Genomic DNA, 22535 nt, shown 5'->3' on the forward strand with positions numbered 1-22535 from the left:
ATCATGTATAATAGAAAATAAGGATGGAAGCTATGGAAAAAATATACTTACTGGTTGGAGAATCCACCTATTTAATACGTGAACAAATTAAAAAATATCAAGTGATTTCAAAGATTGATCCAATGAATGTTGTTACATTGGATGCGACTGAAACACCTTTAGAAAATATACTTCAAGAACTTTATACTGTTTCTTTTTTTGATGAACAAAAAATGGTAATCATTGAAAATGTAGATGCACTAAGTCAATATGATATGAAAGAATTAAAAGATTTTCAAAAGTATTTAGAAAATCCAAGTTCTGAAATCATCTTGATTATGTATGTAACTAAAATACCAGAACGTAGTGCCTTTACAGATTTACTTGAAAAATATACTTTTATTGAACAAATTAAACCGATTGAAGGTTCACTCTTACCAATTCACATTAAAAAGATTTTTGATGAGGATGGTTATAAGATTGATGGTAGAACGATTCAAGCGATTATCGATAGAACAGGTAATAATCTTTATCTTATTGAACAAGAGATTGAAAAATTAAAAGCTTATGCACATGATACAAAAGAAATTTCATATCTCATTGTTGATGAATTAGTTCCAAGAACATTAGAAGAGAATATTTTTAACTTCTCAAAAGCCTATCTTCAAGGGGATGTGAGAAGTTATATTCAAATTTATGATGATTTATTAGAATCTAAGATGCAAGCATCAACGATTATCAATCATTTATATCAAACAGTTTATTTAATTTATCAAGCTCAAAAATTATTAAAATCTGGTTATGATCAAGAATCTATTTCACATTATCTAGGTATTACATCAGGTCGTGCATACCATGTGGTTAAAGAAGCTAAAGTTCAAAGTCCAAAAGCATTAGAAGCATTAATTAAGGACTTATCAAATTTAGATTTAGATATTAAATCAGGTAACCAAGATGACAAATTAGGTTTTGAGTTACTCTTATTAAGAAAGGTGAAATAACATGAATTTACCATATCAATCAATTTTAATCTTTGACTTTGAAACAACCGGTCTTTCACCAATAAAAGACAATGTTATTGAAGTAGGGGCAGTTAAACTCACAAGAGTTGGTGAAACCTATGAAGTAACAGATACACTTGATTTACTTATTAAACAAAACGAACCAATTAGTGATTTTATCACTAACCTAACAGGGATTACTAATGTGATGTTACAAAAAGAAGGCTTACCTGAAGAGATAGCCTTCCAAATGTTAAACAATTTAATTGATAAAAATACATTGTTAGTAGCATATAACCTAGCATTTGACATTGGGTTTCTTTTAAAGTTATTCCAAAAGTATGTTTCTCGTAATTATATGATTGAAAACGATATTTTAGACTGTATGGCAGTTTATAAAGATCGTTATGCTTATCCACATAAATTAATGAATGCAGTTGAACAATTTGGATTAACAAATGAAAATGCACATAGAGCATCAGATGATGCCCTAGCTACTTTTAAAGTTTTAGAAAAATTAGATCAACAACAACCAAACTTACCTTTATATATCAATGTTTTAGGTTATAACCCAAAATATCAAGCACCACAAACGTACTTTTTTAAGACAAAAGTGAGAACAGTTGCACAAGGTATGTATGGTAATCGAGAAATTGAGAAATCAAAGTAAAAAAAAACACCTATTAGGTGTCTTATGCTAGTGCGTTAACTTGTTTTGTTAAGTTTGACTTATGACGAGCAACGAAGTTCTTGTGGAATACTCCTTTAGCTTGACCTTTGTCTAACTTCTTGAATGTTAAAGATAATAAAGCTAATGATTTTTCTTTGTCATTTGCAGCTACTGCAGCGTTTAAAGCTTTAACAGCAGTTCTGAATGAAGATTTTAATGCAACATTCGCTTGACGAGCTTTTTCATTTGTTTTATTACGTTTAATTTGAGATTTGATATTAGCCACCAAATTCACCTCCTAAATCAGCACAATTCATTTTATCAAATAACATATTCAATTGCAATAAAAAACGGCTGATTATGATAAAATATTTATGATGTGAGGAAAACATGACAACAGCAAATAAATTAACCATATTTCGCGTTATTTTAATACCATTTATGATTGGGGTTCTATACATCGAGCGCTTGATGCGTATGGATACCGCTTTCCTTAATATGAGTGTTGGACAAATTATATTTGCCCTTATTTTTGTAATCGCGAGTTTTACAGATTTTCTTGATGGATATATCGCAAGAAAATATAACCAAGTTACCACTTTTGGTAAATTCTTAGACCCAATTGCAGATAAAGTTTTAGTCTTTGCAGCACTTTATTATTTAATGGTATCAATGCCTGATCGAGTTGCTATCTGGTCAGTTGTGATTATCATGATAAGAGAGTTTGCAGTAACTGGGGTGAGATTGCTAGCAGTAGAACGTGGACATGTTATTGCAGCAAGTAAACTTGGAAAATATAAGACAGCAACAACGATGGTTGCGATTATTATTTTCTTATTCAATGACTTTGGATTAACATCAATTGATCCAGTGTTTGCTTGGTTTGGTAATAACGTTTACTACTTAGCAGTATTCTTTACCATCATTTCAGGATGGGATTACTTATACAAAAATAGAAAAGTAATTTTAGAATCAATTTAAAAAAGAAATTATCAATGGTTTTATCTACTATAGAAATAGGAGGAATGATTAGTCCATGAGTGATAACAAAAAACAACAGGCATTAGAACTTGCCTTAAAACAAATTGAAAAACAATTTGGTAAAGGTTCGATCATGAAGTTAGGTGATGAAGGCGATCATTCAGTTGAAGTCATTCCAACCGGATCATTAGCATTAGATATTGCATTGGGTATTGGTGGATATCCACGTGGCCGTATTATTGAAATTTATGGACCAGAATCAAGTGGTAAGACAACACTTACTCTACATGCCATGGCTAGTGCACAAAAACAAGGAGGAACAGTTGCGTTTATTGATGCTGAACACGCACTTGATCCAACTTATGCAAAAGCATTAGGCGTTGATTTAAACAATTTAGTTTTATCTCAACCAGATACAGGTGAACAAGCACTTGATATTGCAGAAGCTTTAATTAAGTCAGGATCAATTGATATGATCGTTGTCGACTCAGTAGCTGCTTTAGTACCAGAACAAGAAATTGCTGGCGATATGTCTGCAAACCATGTTGGTCTACAAGCAAGAATGATGTCTCAAGCAATGAGAAAATTAAGTGGCGTCATCTCTAAAACAAATGTTGTTGCGATCTTCATTAACCAAATTAGAGAAAAAGTTGGTGTAATGTTTGGTAATCCAGAAACAACCCCTGGTGGACGTGCGCTTAAATTCTTCTCTTCTGTTCGTTTAGAAATCAGAAGAAGTGAACAATTGAAGCAAGGTAATGATCTAGTCGGAATTAAGTCCAACGTGAAAGTCGTTAAATCAAAAGTAGCACCACCATTAAAAGTAGCAAGTATCGACATTATGTATGGTACAGGTATTTCAAGAAGTGGTGAAATCTTAGATCTTGCAACAGAACTTGATTTTGTTAACAAGAGCGGTGCTTGGTATAATATTGGTGATGAAAAACTAGGTCAAGGTCGTGAAAATGCACGTGCTTACTTAGAAACAAAACCAGAATTACTAGATGAATTAGAAAAGAAAATTCTAGGACACTACAATATTAAGTAAACAATATGTAAAAAGGTGATATCTTTATCTTTAAGATAAAAGGGTATCGCCTTTTTTCATTTATAGGTTTATAATGAAACTATCTATGTAAAGAGGTTTTGTTTATGATAAACATTATAAAGAAAGTTAGTTGGTACATCAAACAGGAATGGCGTTCATATTCAATCATGTTCATCTTCCTAATTATCATCACGTTATTGGCACTTACACCAGCCTACATCTTAGGATTAGCGATTGATATTATCGTCAGTAAGAGTTTAACAACCGAGAGTTTAATCTTTTTAATTGTGGGACTAGTTTTAGTTCCTTTTGGTCGTTATACATCTTCATTTATTTATAACTACACATTAAACAAAACAAGCCAAAAGTTAGCGTTTCAAATGAGACAAAAGTATTTATCAAAACTTTTTTCAATGGATGCTGAATTCTACGAAAAATATCAAAAAGGTGACTTAATTTCTAGAGCAACTAGTGACCTAGATTCAATTACCGTTGCAGCAACATCAATGATTGAAGGTATCGTATTAAACGTGTCAATGATTACAGTTGCAATTACTATTATGGCCACCACAATCTCTTGGCAGTTAACCTTAATTTCAGTTACAGTTATGCCAATTGGATTAACTATTTTAAACATCATACGTATGAAAAAAAGAGAATACGTTAAGAAGCATCGAGTTATCTATGCTAAAATGACTGAAAAGATTTTAGAATCGGTTGAAGGTCAAAAAACTATTCGTGCTTATGTTCAAGAAAATACTGACCTTAAAGCTCAACAAGAAGCAATTGATGCGGATATAAAATCATGGCGTTACATCATTAATTATGAAAATAAGTTGACCCCAATGTTTGAAACAGTTTATGCGATTGCATATATTCTTGCTTTCATTTTCGGTTCAATCTTTATTATGAATCGAATGATGACTGTAGGTCAACTCATCACATTCGTATCCTATGTTGGTATGTTATATGGACCATTAATTGGTATTTCTGGTGTCTTCCAACAAGTGAATAATGCCACTGTTGCTATTGATAGATTTTATGAAATCATGGATTTAGAACCAGTTGTTAAAGATGATCATGATTCAGATCATATTATGAGTTTTAATCAAATTGATTTTAAAGATGTGACCTTCAAGTATCCATTTGATCAAAGTGATACCATTCAAAATATTAACTTGACAATTAAACATGGTCAAACACTTGGTGTTGTTGGACCGACTGGTTCAGGTAAATCAACGTTGATTCGTCAATTATTGAGAGAATTCAACGTGACATCCGGTAAAATTCTAATCGATAATAAAGATATCAAACGATATAACATAACTGACATTAGAAAAATGGTTGGTTATGTTCCTCAATCACATATGTTATTTAGACGTGGTGTTGACGATAATATCTTAATTGGTAATCCACAAGCATCGATTGACCAATTAAATAGAGCAGTAAAAATTGCTGACTTTGAAAAAGACTTAAATTATCTTTCTGAAGGTATGCATACAAAAGTTGGTGAAGGTGGAGCGACCCTTTCTGGTGGTCAAAAACAAAGATTATCGATTGCCCGTGCTTTAGTTAAAGAACCTGAAATCTTAATCTTAGATGACTCACTTTCAGCTGTTGATGCTAAAACTGAGGAAAATATTATTGATCAGTTAAAACAATTTAGAAAAAACAAAACGAATATTATCATTGCCCATAGATTCTCTGCAGTAAGAGATGCAGACCAAATCATTGTGATGCAAAAAGGTAAAATCATTGACCAAGGTACCCATGAAGAACTCATCAGTCGTGATGGTTGGTACAAAGAACAATATATCAAGCAAATGAGTATGAAGTAGGGTAGAACGATGAGACAAATTAAAAAAGTTTGGCGATATATTAGACGCTATAAAAAATTACTTGTTATCTCTATTACATGTATGTTAATAGTCCAACTCTTAGGACTAGTAGCACCGTTAATCGTAAAATCAATTTTAGATGACCAATTAGTTGGTATTACTAGACCTTGGTATGAAACAACTGATTCATCACATGTTGCTTATAATGGTAAATATTACACTCAAGATGACCCATCAGGAAATCAATTAACGATTGTTATTTTAAATGGTGAATATCTTGCAATAGATGGACCAATCGAACTTGGTCAGCAATTCTTTGATGGTTCTCAACTTAAAGTTGTTACATTTGAAGGTAATGAAGTATTTTATGATGCCGTAAGACTTGAAGGTAGAGAAGTGATGAATTTCTATTCACCATTTATCCAACCAGTTACAATCCTGTTAATTTTACTATTTGTAAGATATGTCTTACATATTATCTTCTTATATGTTCAAAGAATTTCAACTGCATATATTACAACAAACGTTGTAAGAGATGCTAGAAGTGATGCTGTTCGTGCGCTTCAAAGAATGCCAATGACATACTTTGAATATGAACCAGCTGGTAAAGTTGCAAACCGAATCATTACCGATGTTAACGGTATGATTAACTTATTCTCAACATTAATGAACTTACTACTTAATGCATCGCTTTCTGTCATCTTTGCATATGTTGGTATGTTCTATCTTGATTCAAGCCTAGCTTTAATGACATTTATTGCATTCCCATTAATTTATGTTTGGTTAAGAGTATTCGTTTCACACTTAAATAACATTGCAAAACGTGTATCAGAATCTGCTTCAATGATTACTGCAAAACTTAACGAAATTATTAATGGTGTGAACATTTTACAAATCTTTAACTACCAAAAAGAGACTGAAAAAGAATTTGAAGTTGTATCAAATGAATACAGAAGAGAACAATTAAAAGAACAAAAACTCCATCTAACGATTGGGTGGAATATGATTCGTTTAGTTGGTTTAATGGTTACTGCATTAATTATTGGTTACTTCGGCTACCAAAGTCTAACAATCAGTGGATTCATCATTTCTGCTGGTACTATTTATGCGTATAATGATTATCTCTCTCGTTTAATTGAACCAGTTCAAACGTTATTTAGAGAATTTGGTAATCTTCAAATGGCATTAGTTAGAACGGATAGAATCTTCACTATTATCGATGCGGAACAAGAAGATGATAGTTATGAATTGATACCTCATTATAAAGGTGATATTAAATTTGAAAATCTTTGGTTTTCTTATATAAAAGATAAACCAGTTTTACTTGGTGTAAATCTTGATATCCCAGCTGGTTCGATGGTTGGTGTTGTCGGTCATACTGGTTCTGGTAAATCCACACTGATGAACTTATTACTACGCTTCTATGATCTCAAAGATGGAGATCTTGGAAATATTTATGTTGATGGTAAAGAAATTAGAGAATTATCTAAACGTACATATCGACAACATATTGGTATTATCTTACAAGACCCAATGATTTATACTGGTACGATTGCTTCAAACATTAAGTTTGGTAAAGATGTACCAGACAGTGAAGTCGAGAATGTTTTACGAGAAATTGGTGGAGGTTACATGATTGATAAACTTGAAAATGGTATTCACCATGAAGTTTATCGTGGTGGTGGTAACCTATCAGTTGGTGAAAAACAATTAATTTCATTCGCGAGAGTTGTTATTCATAATCCATCAATCTTGATTATGGATGAAGCGACTGCAAATATTGATACAGAAACAGAAAATTTAATTCAAACAGCTTTAAATAAAGTAAAAGAAGGTAGAACAACGATTGTTATTGCCCATAGACTTTCAACAATTAAGAATGCGAATAAAATTGTTGTTTTAGAAAATGGTTTAAAAGTAGAAGAGGGTACGCATGATGAACTTCTTCAAAATGATAAACAATATGCTGGTATTTACCGCTCACAAACTAAAAATACCTAATAAAAAAAGGGTTCACTTTTGAAGTGAGCCCTTTATTCTAATTATTCTTGTGCATCAATTACTGCCGATGGTGTTAAATTAGCTAAGTCAATTTTGATGTAATGTGTTTTGACTTCATGTTGATTCATACCAATTTCAGAATTGTAAGTTAATTTAATATAAACATATGGTCTTTCAACAGTGACGAACCATAATGGGTTTTGAGGTAACTTGAATTCATAATTGATTGTTTGGTTAGAACCAAAACTTTCACTTGCTGTGATTGATTTTGGTGCGCTTTTCGCATCAATCCATAATGTTTGAAGTACAAATGTACCATTAACTGAAGAAACTAATTTACTTGGTTTTTCTGTGTATTTAACTTTAAATACATAATTACCTGGATCTTCTTTAAACTCTGGAACAAGATAACTAACCCATTTAATGTGATAAATTAATTCAGATGTTTCAAAATTAATAATTTGATGTCCAGTCTCCTCTTCGGTTGTAATATAGTAGTTTGTATTAAAACTTGAGACTGGATCATTTCCAAAGTCAACAGTTTGATACTTTAAGTAGTCACCTAAATATAATGCAACAACAAATGCAGTTGGGATGACGACAACAAATGAAATAATTACGATGAGTAAACGGTGTTTAAGTAACCATTTACCAAATTTACTTGAAGGTTCGTGTTTTGGTAGCATGCTTATCTCCTTTTTCTTCTAGTATTATTATACTATAAACATCAAAAATTTAATCAGTTGGAAACTAAGTTTTTCATTGACTATGATAGCATAAAAAGTTATAATGAAGTATGTACAGAAAGTACATATAAATTGACTATTTAAACAAATTAAAAAGTTTAAAATTGAATATGGAGGTAACAATTATGTTTAACGTGTTGTTTGATGTAAGCAACGACGCATTAATTACCTTCATTTTGCTAATTGTCGTAGGACTAGTTATTGGTGCAATCGTTGGATATTTCATCAGAGTTGCACAGCACGAGAAGAGTTTACGCTTAAGTCGTGAAGAAGCTAGTCGAATTATTGAAGACGCGAAAAAAGAAGCTGAAAAGACTAAAAGAGAGCATGTTTTTGAAGCTAAACAAGAAATTTTAGCGTTACGTAAAGAGTTTGATAATGATATGCGTGAAAGACGCCAAGTCGTTTTAAATCTTGAAGAAAAGGTATCTCAAAGAGAAATTACTTTAAATCAAAGATCACAATACTTAGATAAACGTGAAGAAGGCTTAGATCTTAAAGAACAAAGACTTGACGAACGTAAAGAACAACTTGAAATTCAATATAGCAAAGTGGAAGAATTAGTGAAAGAACAAGAGGCAAAGCTTGTGTTTGTCTCTGGTTTAACAAAAGATCAAGCGAAAGACTTGATAATGGCTCAAGTAAGAGATTCTATTTCTAATGAAATTGCCGCATTTATTCGTGAAGAAGAAGAACAAGCTAAAAATACAGTACAACAAAAGAGTAAAGAATTACTTGCTCTTGCGATGCAAAAATATGCATCAGAAACTACATCAGAACGTACAGTATCTGTAGTAGAAATCCCTAACGAAGATATGAAAGGTCGTATCATCGGTAAGGAAGGTAGAAACATTCGTACACTTGAAGCTCTCACAGGTGTTGACTTAATCATTGATGATACTCCAGAAGCAGTTGTATTATCTGGATTTGATCCAGTAAGAAGAGAAGTCGCAAAACGTGCTTTATCAATCCTTGTTCAAGATGGTAGAATCCATCCAGGTAGAATTGAAGAAGTTGTTGAGCGTGCTCGTATGGAAATTGACATGTTCATCCGTGAAGCAGGTGAAGAAGCAGTTTTCAAAACAGCGGTAGGTAAGGTTCATCCTGACTTAATTAAATTATTAGGTCGTATGAGTTTTAGAACATCATACGGACAAAACGTTTTAAAACATTCAATAGAAGTTGCATTCCTTGCTGGAAAACTTGCAGCTGAAATTGGTGAAAATGAAGTTCTTGCAAGACGTGCTGGTTTATTCCATGATATTGGTAAAGCAGTTGACCACGAAATCGAAGGTTCACACGTTACAATTGGTGTTGACATCATGTCTCGTTATAAAGAACCAAAAGAAGTTATTGATGCCATCGCATCTCACCATGGTGATGTAGAACCTGAATCAATCATTGCAGTTTTAGTTGCAGCAGCGGATGCTCTATCAGCAGCTCGTCCTGGTGCTAGAAGCGAATCAATGGATTCATACATGAAACGTCTAACTCAATTAGAAGAAATTTCTAACGGTGTAGATGGTGTTGATAAATCATTTGCTATCCAAGCTGGTCGTGAAGTACGCGTAATCGTACAACCTGACAAGATTGATGACTTAGGCATTATTAATGTTGCTCGTACAATTAAAGAAAAGATTGAAGAATCTATGACTTATCCAGGTACAATTAAAGTCACAGTTATTCGTGAAAAACGTGCAACCGATGTTGCTAAATAATTTGAAATAAAAGAAGGGGAAAATTTTCCCCTTTTGTTTTATAATAGTATTATGAAAATATTATTTATAGGTGACATCTACGGAGATGCTGGTATTAATTTTTTATTGGAAAGACTTCCGGAATTAAGACAAACTTATCAGCCAAATCTCATAATTGCAAATGCAGAAAATGCCGCTAATGGTCGAGGTATGACTAAGGCTATTTATAAAAAGTTAATGTCTGCAGGCATTTCTCTTTTAACAATGGGGAATCACACTTGGAAAAACCCGGAACTTGAAACTTTTATCGATGAAGTTTCTAATATTATTAGACCAATTAATGATGGGTCAACAAAAGGTGTAGGTTATAAAATCATTAATTACAATGATAAAAAAATCTTAGTCATAAATGCCCTTGGTGTCGCATTTATGAATGTTCCTTATGAACAGCCATATATGAAAATTAAGGAGTTATTGGAAACTTTAACATATGATTATTCACTCCTTGATTTCCATGCAGAAACAACAAGTGAAAAAGTTGCAATGGCACACTATTTAGGTAAGAAATTAGATATGATGGTTGGAACCCATACGCATATTCAAACCAATGATGACAGAATCATGCCAGAGGGTACATTATACATTACTGATGTTGGAATGACTGGACCTCTAAATGGAGTTATTGGGGTTGAAAAAGATATCATTATTGATCGATTTATTAATGGTATTAGTAGACCAAATCAAGTTGCATCTGGTCCAAGACAATTGAATGCTGTGCTATTTACTTTAAGTCCTAAACGTAAAATTGAAAAAATTCATCTCGAAGAATCTATTAACTAAAAGTACTCATCTAGGGTACTTTTTATTTTTAAATATAATTGAGAATGGCTTTATAGTACAATTTCATTAAAAAATACGATAAATAAGACCATCTTACTTACTATAAGTAAATATACATGTTATAATTAGGTAAAGAATGAATTTTAGGGGGAATTTCCAAATGGCGTTATTTGACAAAGAAGGATATTTAATCGTCAAAGATAAGCAATTCGTAGTAGGCGATGTGTTAGCTAAACTATCACACGTCAAGGGAGAATACTTAGCGAAATTCCTACAAGATATTGGTTTAAACATTCCAAGAAAAATGCGCATGGGTGCTTTAAAGAATGTCTTAAGGGAATCCGTAGAAAAAACAATTGAAGAAAGAAAATCGCTAGCTGATGAAATGGGCTATCGGTTAACTTGGTTCTCAAGATATACTGACACTCAATTAGTTCATCTTTTAGAATGGTATAAAAATCCAGGATTAAGTGCAAAATACTTAGATGAGTTCTGGAAATTATTACTTCCCTACTTAGTTGAAAAAGGTCTAGCAGAAGCTGATCTTTTAAGATTATTTGAACAAGCTGAAGCAGATGCTAAAGCAAAACAAGTTGTTTCAAGTAATGAGTTTAATACTGCTATTGATAAAGTACTATTTGATGAACATAACGAAATTGATGGTGTTTCACAAGAAGCATTCAGACCAGTTTTATATAAAGCATCAACATTAACTGAACTTCGCACAATTGGCGATAAATTTAATGCACCTATTCCTAAACGTTTAAAGAAAAATGAAATGTTAGATATTATTCTTAAGAAACTTCAAGAACGTGGTGAATTAACAAAAGAGTTAGAAGAGAAACTAAGAAATCAAAATATTATTCTGCTTGAACGTTATGCAAAAGATCACGATATCAAGGTTTCAACAGAACTTAAAAAAGAAGAAATTATAGAGTTCATTTTATCAAACGCTAAAGAAACTAAAGAAACTTATTATGTACCATCTTCATCAGCAGTTTATGAGAAACAAGTAGATGAAGTTGAAGAATCTGTAAAAGTAGAACCAGTAGTCGTTGTTCAAGAAAAAATTGTTGAACAACAGCCTGAACCAGTAAATGAAGTTAAACCTGAACCAGTTAAAGAAGTGGTTCAAGTTTATACACAAACTGCTGCAGTAAATCAAATTGACTATAGAGAGCAATTTGATCGCTTAGCTAAATCATTTGAAACATTAGCAGAAGTTATCGCTAAAAAAGAATTTGTTGTTAATGTAGAGGCAAATCCCGTTGTAAATGTACAAGGAAATGCAGAACAACCTGCTATAGATCAACAACAACCAGTTCAAGAAGCTCAAGTTGTGCAACCTCAAATGACTTCAAAAGAAAGAATTATTGCAGAACTTTTAAAAGATGACAACGATGATTTCCCAGAAACAATTGATAGTTTAGAAGCAGAAATTCAAAAAGAAGAAGAAAAAAATGAAAAGCAAAAGAAAGAAAAAGCTCAAAAAGAACCTAAACACAAGAAGACTGGTGGAATCCATCCATTCTTATTAATCTTTACTTTCATCCTTCTATTAGCATCTACTGCTGCATGGGGTTATGCAACATATTATGCAATTGATATTGCGTTTATCCAAAATCTAGGATATCAAGCATTAATTGATGTCTTCGGATTCACATTACAAGAGGCATGGGTTGTCTTATCCGTATCAGCTTTAGCATTCTTAATTAATTTAATTGCAACATTTAGAGTATTTAATAAGAAACAAAGTAAGAAATCTGCAGTCTTTATGTCATTCTTACTTCTAATCACTCTAGCAGTTCCAGAAGCATTATTCTATCTCATTGCACATACAACTAAAGTAGAACAAAAAGTTCAAGTAGCACAAGATGATAGTGTTGGTCGAATTGTTGAAGCAATTAATAATATCTCAATTAAATCAGGTACAACTAAGAAACAAGGTAAAGGATTCTTTGGAACTATTGGTGCAATCTTAGGTTGGATTATCGTATTAGCAGCCTTACTAGCATTAATTGTCTTTGCATTATGGCGCTTAGATTTCACATATGGTTATGAAAATATCGATGTTGTTGGACCATTTATTAGAGATTACATTATGGAGCCTATCTTTGGTTCTTCACACTACCTAACACAATAATACTTATACAATTTTCAAGAGGAGTTAAAATGGAAGATATTCAAAAATATACTCCCATGATGCAACAATATATTCGTTTAAAAGAAGACTACGCTGACGCGATAGTCTTTTTTAGATTAGGTGACTTCTACGAGATGTTCTTCGATGATGCACTTGTTGCATCTAAGGTTTTAGAAATTGCATTAACTGGACGTGATGCTGGTAATAGAGTCCCAATGTGTGGGGTTCCGTATCATGCTGCAAAAGTATACATTCAAAAACTAGTCTCAAAAGGTTTTAAAGTGGCAATCGCTGAACAAATCACTGAACCAGGTAAAGGTTTAGTCGAAAGAGAAGTCGTAAAATTAATCACCCCAGGAATGATTATTGACGATGGTATTTTAAAAGGCTCTGGATTCAATTTCATTGGTTCGATTGACCTTTCTGAATACGGTTATATATTTGCATATGCCGATATATCAACTGGTGATACTTTTTTAGTCGAAGGTTTATCTAAAGAAACACTCTTAGATGAAGTTACGAATATCGGATTAAAAGAAGTAATTTTAAAGAATCTAGCTGATACGAAATTAGTTGATGAACTAAAAAACATGGGTATTGTCATTTCTGTTTATGCAGACGATGAAATCAAAAATCAAGTGATTGTAAAAAATCTAAATACTAAAGCAGCTAAACAAGGTGCTTCATTACTAGTAAACTATCTATTTTCACAATCTAAACAACAACTTTCCCATTTAATGGCATTTGTAGAAACGAAAACTAAAATGTTGATGCATCTTGATCGTCATGTTTTAGAGCACTTAGAATTAACTGAGAGTTTAAGTGGTAATCAAAGGTCAACACTAATCCATTGGATTGATCAAACGAAAACAGCAATGGGTTCAAGATTACTTCGTTATCGATTAACACATCCAATCAAAGATAAACAAGAACTCGAAAAGAGATTTGATTATATTGATGCATTTAAAGAGTATGGTCCAAGAGAAAAACTAATTGATACATTATCTCGTATCTATGATATTAATCGTCTAGTTGGTCGTATTGCATCAAACAATACAAATGCAAGGGATCTTGTTCAATTAAAATACACATTAGAAAATGTACCAGCTTTAAAAGAAGTACTAAAGGAATATTCATCTAATTTAATCGAAGAACTCAATCATTCGATTAATGCACATGATGAACTTTACAATGAGTTAAACAAAGCTTTACTTGATGATGCACCAATTACTGTTAAAGAAGGTGGCATGATTAAAGAAGGCTATCATCAAGAACTGGATGATTTAAGAAATATTGCATCTCATGGTGAAACTTGGTTGGCTGAATTTGAGGCTCAAGAAAGAGAAAGAACCGGTATTAAAACTTTAAAAGTTGGCTATACTAGAGTTTTTGGCTATTATATTGAAGTCTCTAAAGGTGCAATTTCTCAAGTAAAAGATGAGTTTGGTTATATTAGAAAACAAACACTAACTACTGGTGAACGTTATATCACTCAAGAATTAAAACAACAAGAAGATAAACTTTTACATGCTAAAGAAAAGTCTTTTGCTTTAGAATATGATATCTTTCAAGTTCTAAAAGAAAAGACAAAGTCTTATATGACAACACTTCAAGAGTTAAGTCAAAATCTTGCTTTAATTGATATGTATGTATCACTTGCAGCAAGTGCAGATAAATATAGTTATGTCAGACCTAAATTAAATTTAAATTTCTTAGTTGAAATTGAAAATGGACGTCATCCAGTTGTTGAACAACACGTTCATTTCATTTCAAATCATATCACCATGAAACCCAAAGAAATCTTTATTCTAACTGGACCTAACATGAGTGGTAAATCAACATATATGAGAATGTTTGCACTCATTGTAATTATGAATCAAGCAGGGATGTTTGTTCCAGCTACGCGTGCAAATCTTCCGATTTATGATGCAATCTTTACAAGAATCGGTTCTAGTGATGATATTGCTGGTGGTAAATCAACTTTCATGGTTGAAATGGTTGAAGCCAATGAAGCATTAACTAAAGCAACATCCGAATCATTAATTTTATTCGATGAAATCGGTCGTGGTACAGCCACTTATGATGGCATGGCACTTGCTCAAGGTATGATCGAGTATATTCATAATGAGATTGGTGCACAAATGATGTTTTCAACTCATTATCATGAATTAACAAAATTATCAGAAAGTTTATCAAATGTAACAAATCTACATGTTCGTGCGAAAGAAGAAAAAGATACAATGGTTTTCTTACATACAGTAGAAGCTGGTGCATCTGATAAGTCATATGGTATCCAAGTTGCTCAACTTGCACACTTACCAGAAAAGATCATTCAAAGATCAAAAACTATTTTGAAAAAATTAGAAAAATCTTCAAAAGAAAAACAAGTTGATTTGTTTGATTTACATGAAGAAGTTAAATTAGAAACTGTGATTCCAAAGGAAGTTATGGAACTTGTCTCAGAACTTGAAAACATTGATATAGATTATCTAACTCCAGTGGATGCACTTGTTCGTTTAAAATATTTACAACAACTACTTAAGAAAAAGAAATAGGAAGTAAATTATGGCTAAAATTGCTTTAATGGAGATGGCACTTGCCAATATGATCGCAGCTGGTGAGGTTGTCGAGCGTCCTGCATCTGTCATCAAAGAATTAGTTGAAAATGCGATTGATGCAGATGCAACTAAAATCATTATTGAAGTGAATAATATCGGACTTGATTCAATTATTGTTACCGATAATGGTAAAGGGATGGATAAAGAGGATCTCCACCTTGCTTTTTTACGCCATGCTACCTCCAAAGTATTTAAAAAAGATGACTTAAATCATATTGGTACGCTAGGTTTTAGAGGTGAAGCATTACCAGCCATTGCATCAGTTGCAAAAATTGAAATACATTCTAGAACAAAAGATAGCGATGGAAACTTTGTTTCATTAGAACACTCAAAACTTGTTAATGAGGGTTCTAGTCCAATGAATGTTGGAACTAAAGTGATTGTAAAAGAATTATTCTATAATACCCCAGCTAGATTTAAGTATTTAAGATCAGAAACTGCAGAAAAGAATGCAATCGTAGAAATCTTTGACAAACTAGCATTATCAAATCCTTCTATCCAATTTAAACTGATTATGGACGGCAAAGATTTAAAATCAACCTTAGGTAATGAATCAATCCCTGCATTAATTACCAATATCTATGGTAAAGGTGTGAATGAAGGATTAAAAGAATTACATACTTCAATTGGTAAAATTAAATTAGATGCTTATTTTGCAAACCCAAAATACGCAAGAAGTAAACGAAGTGATATCAACATTTTCATTAACAAACGTTATGTTAAAAACTATGCTATCAGTCAATCAGTGATTGATGGATATAATACATTGTTGATGACGAATAAATATCCTTTATCACTCATTTATTTAACAATTGATCCGACCTTAGTAGATGTAAATGTCCATCCTCAAAAAATGGAAGTAAAACTTGCTAATGAACTTATGTTTGCATATGCACTTACACCACTTGTTAAAGAAGCATTAGAACAAGGTAATATGCCAATTAGAGAACCGATTGTTGAAGTGAAAAAGGAAGTCTTTAAAACGAAAGACTTTGATCTTTTTGAACTTGCAAAAACAGATGAGTTTAAACAAGATCAACTTCAAGAAGAAAAGAAAATTGAAATTTTAGAACTAAAGTTACCACAGCTTGATTATATTGGCACATTTTCAGGAACATATTTAATTTTCCAAAACAATTATGGCCTATATTTGATGGACCAACATGCTGCTGCAGAACGTATTCGTTATGAATATTATGAAACAAAAGTTGGTGAATTATCATCAAACTTTTATCAACTGTTAGTACCAAAAGAACTTAATTTAGTCCAAGCTGATTATGATTTAATCGAACAAAATAAATCAATGCTTGAACCACTTGGTTTCTACTTTAAAAACAATAAATTGACAGCTCATCCAACTTGGCTTAGAGATAAAGAAATTGATGTTGCATTGCATGCAATTATTGAACAATTACAGGACGAAAAAACAATTAGCCTTTCAAATCTTAGAAACCATTTAGCTAAAGATATTGCATGTAAAGGTGCAATAAAAGCCAATCACCAATTATCATTAGTTGAAATAAATAAACTTGTTGAAGACTTAAGATTATGTAAAAATCCTTATACTTGCCCACATGGTCGCCCAGTCTTAATTAAATTATCTGAGTATGACATCGAAAAGATGTTTAAGCGTATCGTATGATGAAAAAAGTTATTTGTATTATGGGTCCCACAGCAAGTGGTAAAACAAGTCTTTCAATCAGTCTTGCAAAATGCTTAAATGCTGAAATTATCAATGGAGATTCAGTTCAAGTTTATGAAGAATTAAATATTGGTTCAGCTAAGATTAAAAAAGATGAAATGGATAATATCCCACATCACTTATTAAGTTTAACAACGCTTAATCATCCTTATACTGTTTTTAACTTTCAAAATGATGTTAGAAACTTAGTTGATAAAATAAAAACACCAATCATTATTGGTGGCTCTGGCCTTTATATTAAAAGTGCACTTTATAATTATGAATTTGAAAAACAAGAAGTCAACATAGAAAATACTTCTTATGAAGAAATGGTTTCATATATTAAAGAAAATGACCCTGAAGCCTCAATTGATTTTTCAAATAAGAGAAGAGTTGAATCTGCTTATCGAACACTTTTATCTGGTGCGAAAAGAAGTGAAAAACAAGCTAAGGATGAACCGCTTTATGACATCTTTATGGTTTATTTAGATATTGATCGAGCAGTCCTTAAGCAAAGATTAGAACAACGTCTAGAAATTATGTTACAAGAAGGATTCTTAGATGAAGTTAAAGACTTGATGGATCATGAACTCAATATCATTGGTTACCGTGAATTAAAGTCTTACCTTAAAGGTGAAATTTCATTTGAAGAAGCAAAGGAAAAAATTATCCAAGTTTCAATGAGATTTGCTAAAAAACAAAAAACTTGGTTTAAAAACCAAATGAAACCTAAAATGTATGATGCATTAAGTCCCACACTAAAAGAAGATGTCTTAAAAGACATTGAAGTTTTCTTAAGAGGTTAATATGAAAATCTATTTAATTGGTATGCCAGGTAGTGGTAAATCTACAATCGGTAAACGCCTTGCTTATAAACTGAATATGACATTTGTTGACCTTGATCATTATATTGAAAATAAAAAAGGTATGTTTATTGAAGATATGATTGAAAACTATGGTGAGGATGTTTTTAGAGAAGCTGAAACAGAATGCTTATCTGAAATTAAAACAGATCACACAGTTATTTCAACTGGTGGTGGTATTGTTACTAGAAAACAAAATAAAGCCTTAATGGATGGCTTAAAAGTTTATATTGATGTTCCGATTGAAACATTAAAGAAACGCCTTTCAAATAGTTACCAACGTCCACTATTAAAAACCATCTCTTTAGAAGAGTTATATGATGCACGTTTTTTAAAATATCAAAACTTTGCTGATGTGATTGTTAGAAACAGCGATGACATTGATCAATGTGTCGATGATATAATAGAGGCATCAAAGGAGTGGATGAATAAATGAAAATTGCTGTTGTTAATGGTCCTAACTTAAATATGTTAGGTAAACGTAATCCTTCACATTATGGTAAATTTACCTTAGATGATTTAAACTTACTCTTAGAAAAAACTTTTCCTAAGATTGAATTCAGTTTTTTCCAAAGTAACCATGAAGGTGCAATTATTGATTACCTTCAAGGAGTTGATGTGGATGGAATCATTATCAATGCTGGTGCTTATACTCATACATCAATTGCGATTAGAGATGCGCTTGAGAGCATCATGGTGCCAAAAGTTGAAGTTCATCTTTCAAATATCTACGAACGTGAAGCATTTAGACAAACTAATTATATTAAAGATGTCGTTAATGCCTCATTCTTTGGTAAAAAAGAACAATCTTATATTGAAGGAATTCAATATTTAGTTGAAAAATTAGCATAATTCTAGTAAAATATAAAAGGTTTAAATAAAAGGAGTTAATAATATGGTCTCTACAAGTGATTTTAAAACAGGCTTAACAATTGCATATGATGGACAAATCTATGTAATCTTAGATTTCTTACATTCTAAGTCAGCACGTTCTGGTGCATTAGTAAATACAAAATTAAGAAACCTACGTAATGGTAGTATCTTAGAAGTAACATTCAAATCTGGTGATAAAGTAGAACGTGCTCAAATCGATCGTACACCAATGCAATATCTATATGCTCAAGGTGATACACATGTTTTCATGAACATGGAAACATACGAACAAGTAGAACTTGATAAATCAAGAATTGAACATGAATTAAATTTCATGTCAGAAGGTATGAATGTTGAAATCAACTTCTACGGTGAAGAAATCATCGGTGTTAATATCCCTGAAAAAGTGGTATTAGAAGTTAAAGAAACTGTTCCTGGTGTTAAAGGTGACACTAAAACAAACGCTATGAAAGATGCTTGGTTACCTTCTGGTTACTTAATTAAGGTGCCAATGTTCGTCGAAGCTGGCGACAAGATTATTGTAAATACCAACGAAGGTACTTACGTTTCAAGAGCTTAATACTTCAATTAAAAAGGCCTTTCGGTCTTTTTATTTGGACTTGATTAAAACTTTAAGTTATATTAACGTATTACTTTTAAGTAATTGCTCAAATATGCTATAATTAAAGCGGTGAAGAAATGGAAAGATTAGCAAAAATACTAGCCAAAGCTGGAGTTGCTTCTAGAAGAAAATCAGAAGAACTCATTTTGGCTGGACGTGTCAAAGTAAATGATGTTATTGTTAAGGAAGTTGGCACTAAAGTTACAAGTGACGATATCATAACAGTTGATAACAAAGTAATAGATAAAGCTCCGCTTTTTTATTATTTAGTAAATAAACCAACAGGTTATTTATCAACAACTTCAGATATTCATAAAAGACGTAACATTTTGGATTTATTTAGTCCTGAAGAAAAAGACATCAGACTTTTTCCAGTTCATAAATTACCATATGATGCAGCCGGACTTTTAATTTTAACAAACGATGGTGACTTAACTAAGAAGTTAACTTTAAAAGACTCAGGTGTTAAACAAGAATATATACTTCGTGTTAAAGGAATTGTCATTAAAGATAAAATAAGACAATTACGCCTTGGGATGAAGTTTGATGATTTATTGTTTAAACCAGTAGGGGTTGCGATTGTGGAATTGGACAAAAAGAATCAATCGACTTTACTGAAGATACTTGTTCAAGATTTCTCACTTTCTGACATGGAAAAATGTTTCGAAGCAATGGGCCATAAAATCAAGAATATCACAAGAATTGGTTTTGACCATTTAACACTTGAAGGTGTTGAAAGAGGATCATACCGTCCATTGAAGGTTCATGAAATCAAACAACTTTATAGAAGTGATATGGCTTCTTAAAAAACTCATAGATATATCTATGTTATAATATAAATAGTGTGGAGGAAATTTTATGGCAGGATTTCAGGTTGCCATTGATGGTCCAGCAGGTAGCGGTAAATCGACCATCAGTAAATTAGTTGCCGATAGACTTAAGATGACGCATATCGACACCGGAGCGATGTATCGCGCGGTAACTTTAATCGCCATCGAGAAAGGCATTGATTTAAACGAAGAATCACAATATGATTTTTTAGAGACCATAAAAATTTCTTATCATGATGACCACATTTATGTGGATGATCGTAATGTTGAAGATGAAATACGTGGAAAAGAAGTCACTAAAAATGTTTCTTTAGTATCATCATTCCCTTACGTGAGAAGAAAAATGGTTCATTTGCAAAAAATAGCAGCAGATCGAGGCAATGTTGTCATGGATGGTAGAGACATCGGAACGGTTGTTATGCCAAATGCAGATATTAAAATCTTCTTAAACGCAAAAGTTGAAGAAAGAGCAAAAAGAAGACATCAAGAAAAACTTAAAAAAGGTCATGATGTTAACTTTGAAAAAATCGTTGAAGAATTGGTTATTAGAGATATCAAAGACTCAACAAGAAAAGAATCCCCGCTTAAAAAAGCAGACGATGCGATTGAAATCGATACAACGCATCTGACAATTGATGAAACAGTGGAAAAAATTATAGGGCTGATACTATCAGCAAAAGGAGAAGCTAAATGAGTGATTTTATTTATCCAAAACAAGGACAAGTTGTTGAAGGCGTAGTATTTTCTGTCAAAAAAGATGTTATTTTAGTAGACCTTGGTGCTCCAACTGAAGGTACTATTTTTGCAGAGTATTTTGATAAACCTGCACCATCTGACTTAACGAAAGTTGTTAAAAAAGGAGATAAAATCAGAGCTAAGGTTACTAAAGTATCTGAAGGTGATGATTCTTCAATCATCCTTCTTTCAAGATTACCTTTATTAGCTGAAAAGAAGCTTGAAGAAATCGAAAAAGCATATGCTGAAAAAACTGAAATCACAACTGTTGTTAAGAGTGTATCAGACAAAGGTTTAATTTTAAGCTACGAAACATATGAATTATTCTTACCATTTACTTTACTTGATTTCGAGTTAAAAGATAAGAAGGAAGCGTTAGTTGGTCAAGAACTTTCAGTATTAATTGAAGAGTATAAAGCTGATCGTCGTCGTCCAAAACTTATCGCAACTAGAAAACCAATTTATGAAGCAGTTCGTTTAAAACAACAAGAAGAAAAGAGCGCATTACGCCAAAAAGAATTAGATTCAATTCAAACTGGTGCAATTTTAGAAGGTACTGTAGAAAGTTTCGAAGCACATGCTGCATTTGTTAAGTTTAACAATGTTTCAGGTATGTTACGTATTTCTCAAGTATCACATCATAGAATTGACAAGATTGAAGATGTTTTAACAAAAGGTCAAACAGTTAAAGTTAAAGTAATCAAGAAAGAAGGCAATCGCCTAGATCTTTCAATGAAAGCTCTAATGCCAACCCCTTATGAAGATTTCTTAGGTTCACATAAGATTGGTGACCGTGTTAAAGGTAAGATAGTTTCTAAATTACCATTTGGTGTTTTAGTAGAGGTTGCAAGAGACGTTAAAGGTTTATTACACAAGAATGAATATTCATGGAATCCAAGAGATAATGCTGATGCTTATCTAAAAATTGGTGATGAAATCGAAGTTGTCATCATCTCTAAAGATTTAAAGAATGAAAAAATTGCTTTATCAAAGAAAGCTATTGAAGAAAATCCATGGCAAGATGTTAACTTAAAAGTTGGTCAAGTTGTTGATGTAAGAGTAGAAGAAGTTACTAAAGATGGCGTTAGAGTGTCTTACAATGCAGTAGATGGATTCATTCCTGCAAGTGAAGCACATAACGATCCAAAAGTGAATATCAATGATTATTACCAAGTAGGTGAATCTGTACAAGCTAAGGTAATTGATTTCTCTAAAGAAGGTTGGGTATTAAAACTTTCTGTTAAGAAATTATTAAACAAACTTGAGAGAGAAGAATTCGAAAAGTACTTAGGTAATGATGAAGTTGAAGATATTACACTTGGTGATTTATTCGAAGATTTAAATAAAAATAAGAAATAAGAAGGTTTTA

The 22535-nt window shown here is 32.1% G+C and carries 20 protein-coding genes; 18 read left to right on the forward strand and 2 right to left on the reverse strand.

Annotation, left to right across the window (positions count from 1 at the left end):
• Positions 1-32 precede the first annotated feature (32 nt).
• Complete coding sequence (gene holA / locus PG914_RS04405; RefSeq protein ID WP_488822497.1) at positions 33-980, forward strand: DNA polymerase III subunit delta; 948 nt, start codon at positions 33-35, stop codon at positions 978-980.
• A 1-nt stretch (position 981) separates the two neighbouring features.
• Positions 982-1650 (forward strand): 3'-5' exonuclease, encoded by a 669-nt coding sequence (locus tag PG914_RS04410; protein WP_488822498.1) that lies wholly within the window; start codon positions 982-984, stop codon positions 1648-1650.
• 22 nt (positions 1651-1672) lie between these two features.
• Here the strand turns inward: PG914_RS04410 and rpsT are convergent, their stop codons facing one another.
• A complete protein-coding gene (rpsT, locus tag PG914_RS04415; protein ID WP_488822499.1) occupies positions 1673-1936 on the reverse strand; it encodes a 30S ribosomal protein S20 in 264 nt (87 codons plus the stop codon).
• 104 nt (positions 1937-2040) lie between these two features.
• On the opposite strand from rpsT, the gene pgsA reads away from it, so the two are divergent.
• The 4 genes from pgsA to PG914_RS04435 all read left to right on the forward strand — a co-directional run bounded on the left by pgsA (position 2041) and on the right by PG914_RS04435 (position 7518).
• Entirely contained in the window at positions 2041-2631 is a 591-nt protein-coding gene (gene pgsA / locus PG914_RS04420) for a CDP-diacylglycerol--glycerol-3-phosphate 3-phosphatidyltransferase (protein WP_488822500.1), read from the forward strand.
• Between the two features lie 55 nt (positions 2632-2686).
• A complete protein-coding gene (gene recA, locus PG914_RS04425) occupies positions 2687-3679 on the forward strand; it encodes a recombinase RecA (protein ID WP_488822501.1) in 993 nt (330 codons plus the stop codon).
• Between the two features lie 104 nt (positions 3680-3783).
• Positions 3784-5517 (forward strand): ABC transporter ATP-binding protein, encoded by a 1734-nt coding sequence (locus PG914_RS04430; RefSeq protein WP_488822502.1) that lies wholly within the window; start codon positions 3784-3786, stop codon positions 5515-5517.
• A gap of 9 nt (positions 5518-5526) precedes the next feature.
• Complete coding sequence (locus PG914_RS04435; protein WP_488822503.1) at positions 5527-7518, forward strand: ABC transporter ATP-binding protein; 1992 nt, start codon at positions 5527-5529, stop codon at positions 7516-7518.
• Between the two features lie 41 nt (positions 7519-7559).
• Here the strand turns inward: PG914_RS04435 and PG914_RS04440 are convergent, their stop codons facing one another.
• Positions 7560-8204, reverse strand: a complete 645-nt coding sequence (locus PG914_RS04440; RefSeq protein WP_488822504.1) for a hypothetical protein — start codon at positions 8202-8204, stop codon at positions 7560-7562.
• Between the two features lie 185 nt (positions 8205-8389).
• Between PG914_RS04440 and rny the strand changes: the two genes are divergently transcribed.
• The 12 genes from rny to PG914_RS04500 all read left to right on the forward strand — a co-directional run bounded on the left by rny (position 8390) and on the right by PG914_RS04500 (position 22525).
• On the forward strand, positions 8390-9982 hold the full coding sequence (gene rny / locus PG914_RS04445; protein ID WP_488822505.1) for a ribonuclease Y: 1593 nt from the start codon (positions 8390-8392) through the stop codon (positions 9980-9982).
• A 51-nt stretch (positions 9983-10033) separates the two neighbouring features.
• Positions 10034-10801, forward strand: a complete 768-nt coding sequence (locus PG914_RS04450; RefSeq protein ID WP_488822506.1) for a TIGR00282 family metallophosphoesterase — start codon at positions 10034-10036, stop codon at positions 10799-10801.
• Between the two features lie 160 nt (positions 10802-10961).
• Complete coding sequence (locus PG914_RS04455; protein ID WP_488822507.1) at positions 10962-12944, forward strand: MFS transporter; 1983 nt, start codon at positions 10962-10964, stop codon at positions 12942-12944.
• A 29-nt stretch (positions 12945-12973) separates the two neighbouring features.
• On the forward strand, positions 12974-15499 hold the full coding sequence (mutS, locus tag PG914_RS04460; protein ID WP_488822508.1) for a DNA mismatch repair protein MutS: 2526 nt from the start codon (positions 12974-12976) through the stop codon (positions 15497-15499).
• Positions 15500-15509: 10 nt separating this feature from the next.
• Positions 15510-17204, forward strand: coding sequence for a DNA mismatch repair endonuclease MutL (gene mutL / locus PG914_RS04465; RefSeq protein ID WP_488822509.1), 1695 nt, complete (start codon positions 15510-15512; stop codon positions 17202-17204).
• Positions 17204-18049 carry a tRNA (adenosine(37)-N6)-dimethylallyltransferase MiaA gene (miaA, locus tag PG914_RS04470; RefSeq protein WP_488822528.1) on the forward strand — a complete coding sequence of 282 codons (846 nt, stop codon included), beginning with the start codon at positions 17204-17206 and terminating at the stop codon, positions 18047-18049. The genes mutL and miaA overlap by 1 nt, the downstream gene beginning before the upstream one ends.
• Before the next feature lies 1 nt (position 18050).
• Positions 18051-18542 carry a shikimate kinase gene (locus PG914_RS04475; RefSeq protein ID WP_488822510.1) on the forward strand — a complete coding sequence of 164 codons (492 nt, stop codon included), beginning with the start codon at positions 18051-18053 and terminating at the stop codon, positions 18540-18542.
• Entirely contained in the window at positions 18539-18958 is a 420-nt protein-coding gene (locus PG914_RS04480) for a type II 3-dehydroquinate dehydratase (RefSeq protein ID WP_488822511.1), read from the forward strand. Before PG914_RS04475 ends, PG914_RS04480 begins: the two co-directional genes overlap by 4 nt.
• A gap of 43 nt (positions 18959-19001) precedes the next feature.
• A complete protein-coding gene (gene efp / locus PG914_RS04485) occupies positions 19002-19559 on the forward strand; it encodes an elongation factor P (protein ID WP_488822512.1) in 558 nt (185 codons plus the stop codon).
• Between the two features lie 119 nt (positions 19560-19678).
• Entirely contained in the window at positions 19679-20407 is a 729-nt protein-coding gene (locus tag PG914_RS04490; RefSeq protein ID WP_488822513.1) for a pseudouridine synthase, read from the forward strand.
• Positions 20408-20459: 52 nt separating this feature from the next.
• Positions 20460-21125: a (d)CMP kinase gene (cmk, locus tag PG914_RS04495; RefSeq protein ID WP_488822514.1), complete on the forward strand. Its 666-nt coding sequence runs from the start codon at positions 20460-20462 to the stop codon at positions 21123-21125.
• Positions 21122-22525, forward strand: a complete 1404-nt coding sequence (locus PG914_RS04500; RefSeq protein ID WP_488822515.1) for a S1 RNA-binding domain-containing protein — start codon at positions 21122-21124, stop codon at positions 22523-22525. The genes cmk and PG914_RS04500 overlap by 4 nt, the downstream gene beginning before the upstream one ends.
• Positions 22526-22535 lie beyond the last annotated feature (10 nt).

The organism is Acholeplasma sp. ORD1043, assembly GCF_057808485.1.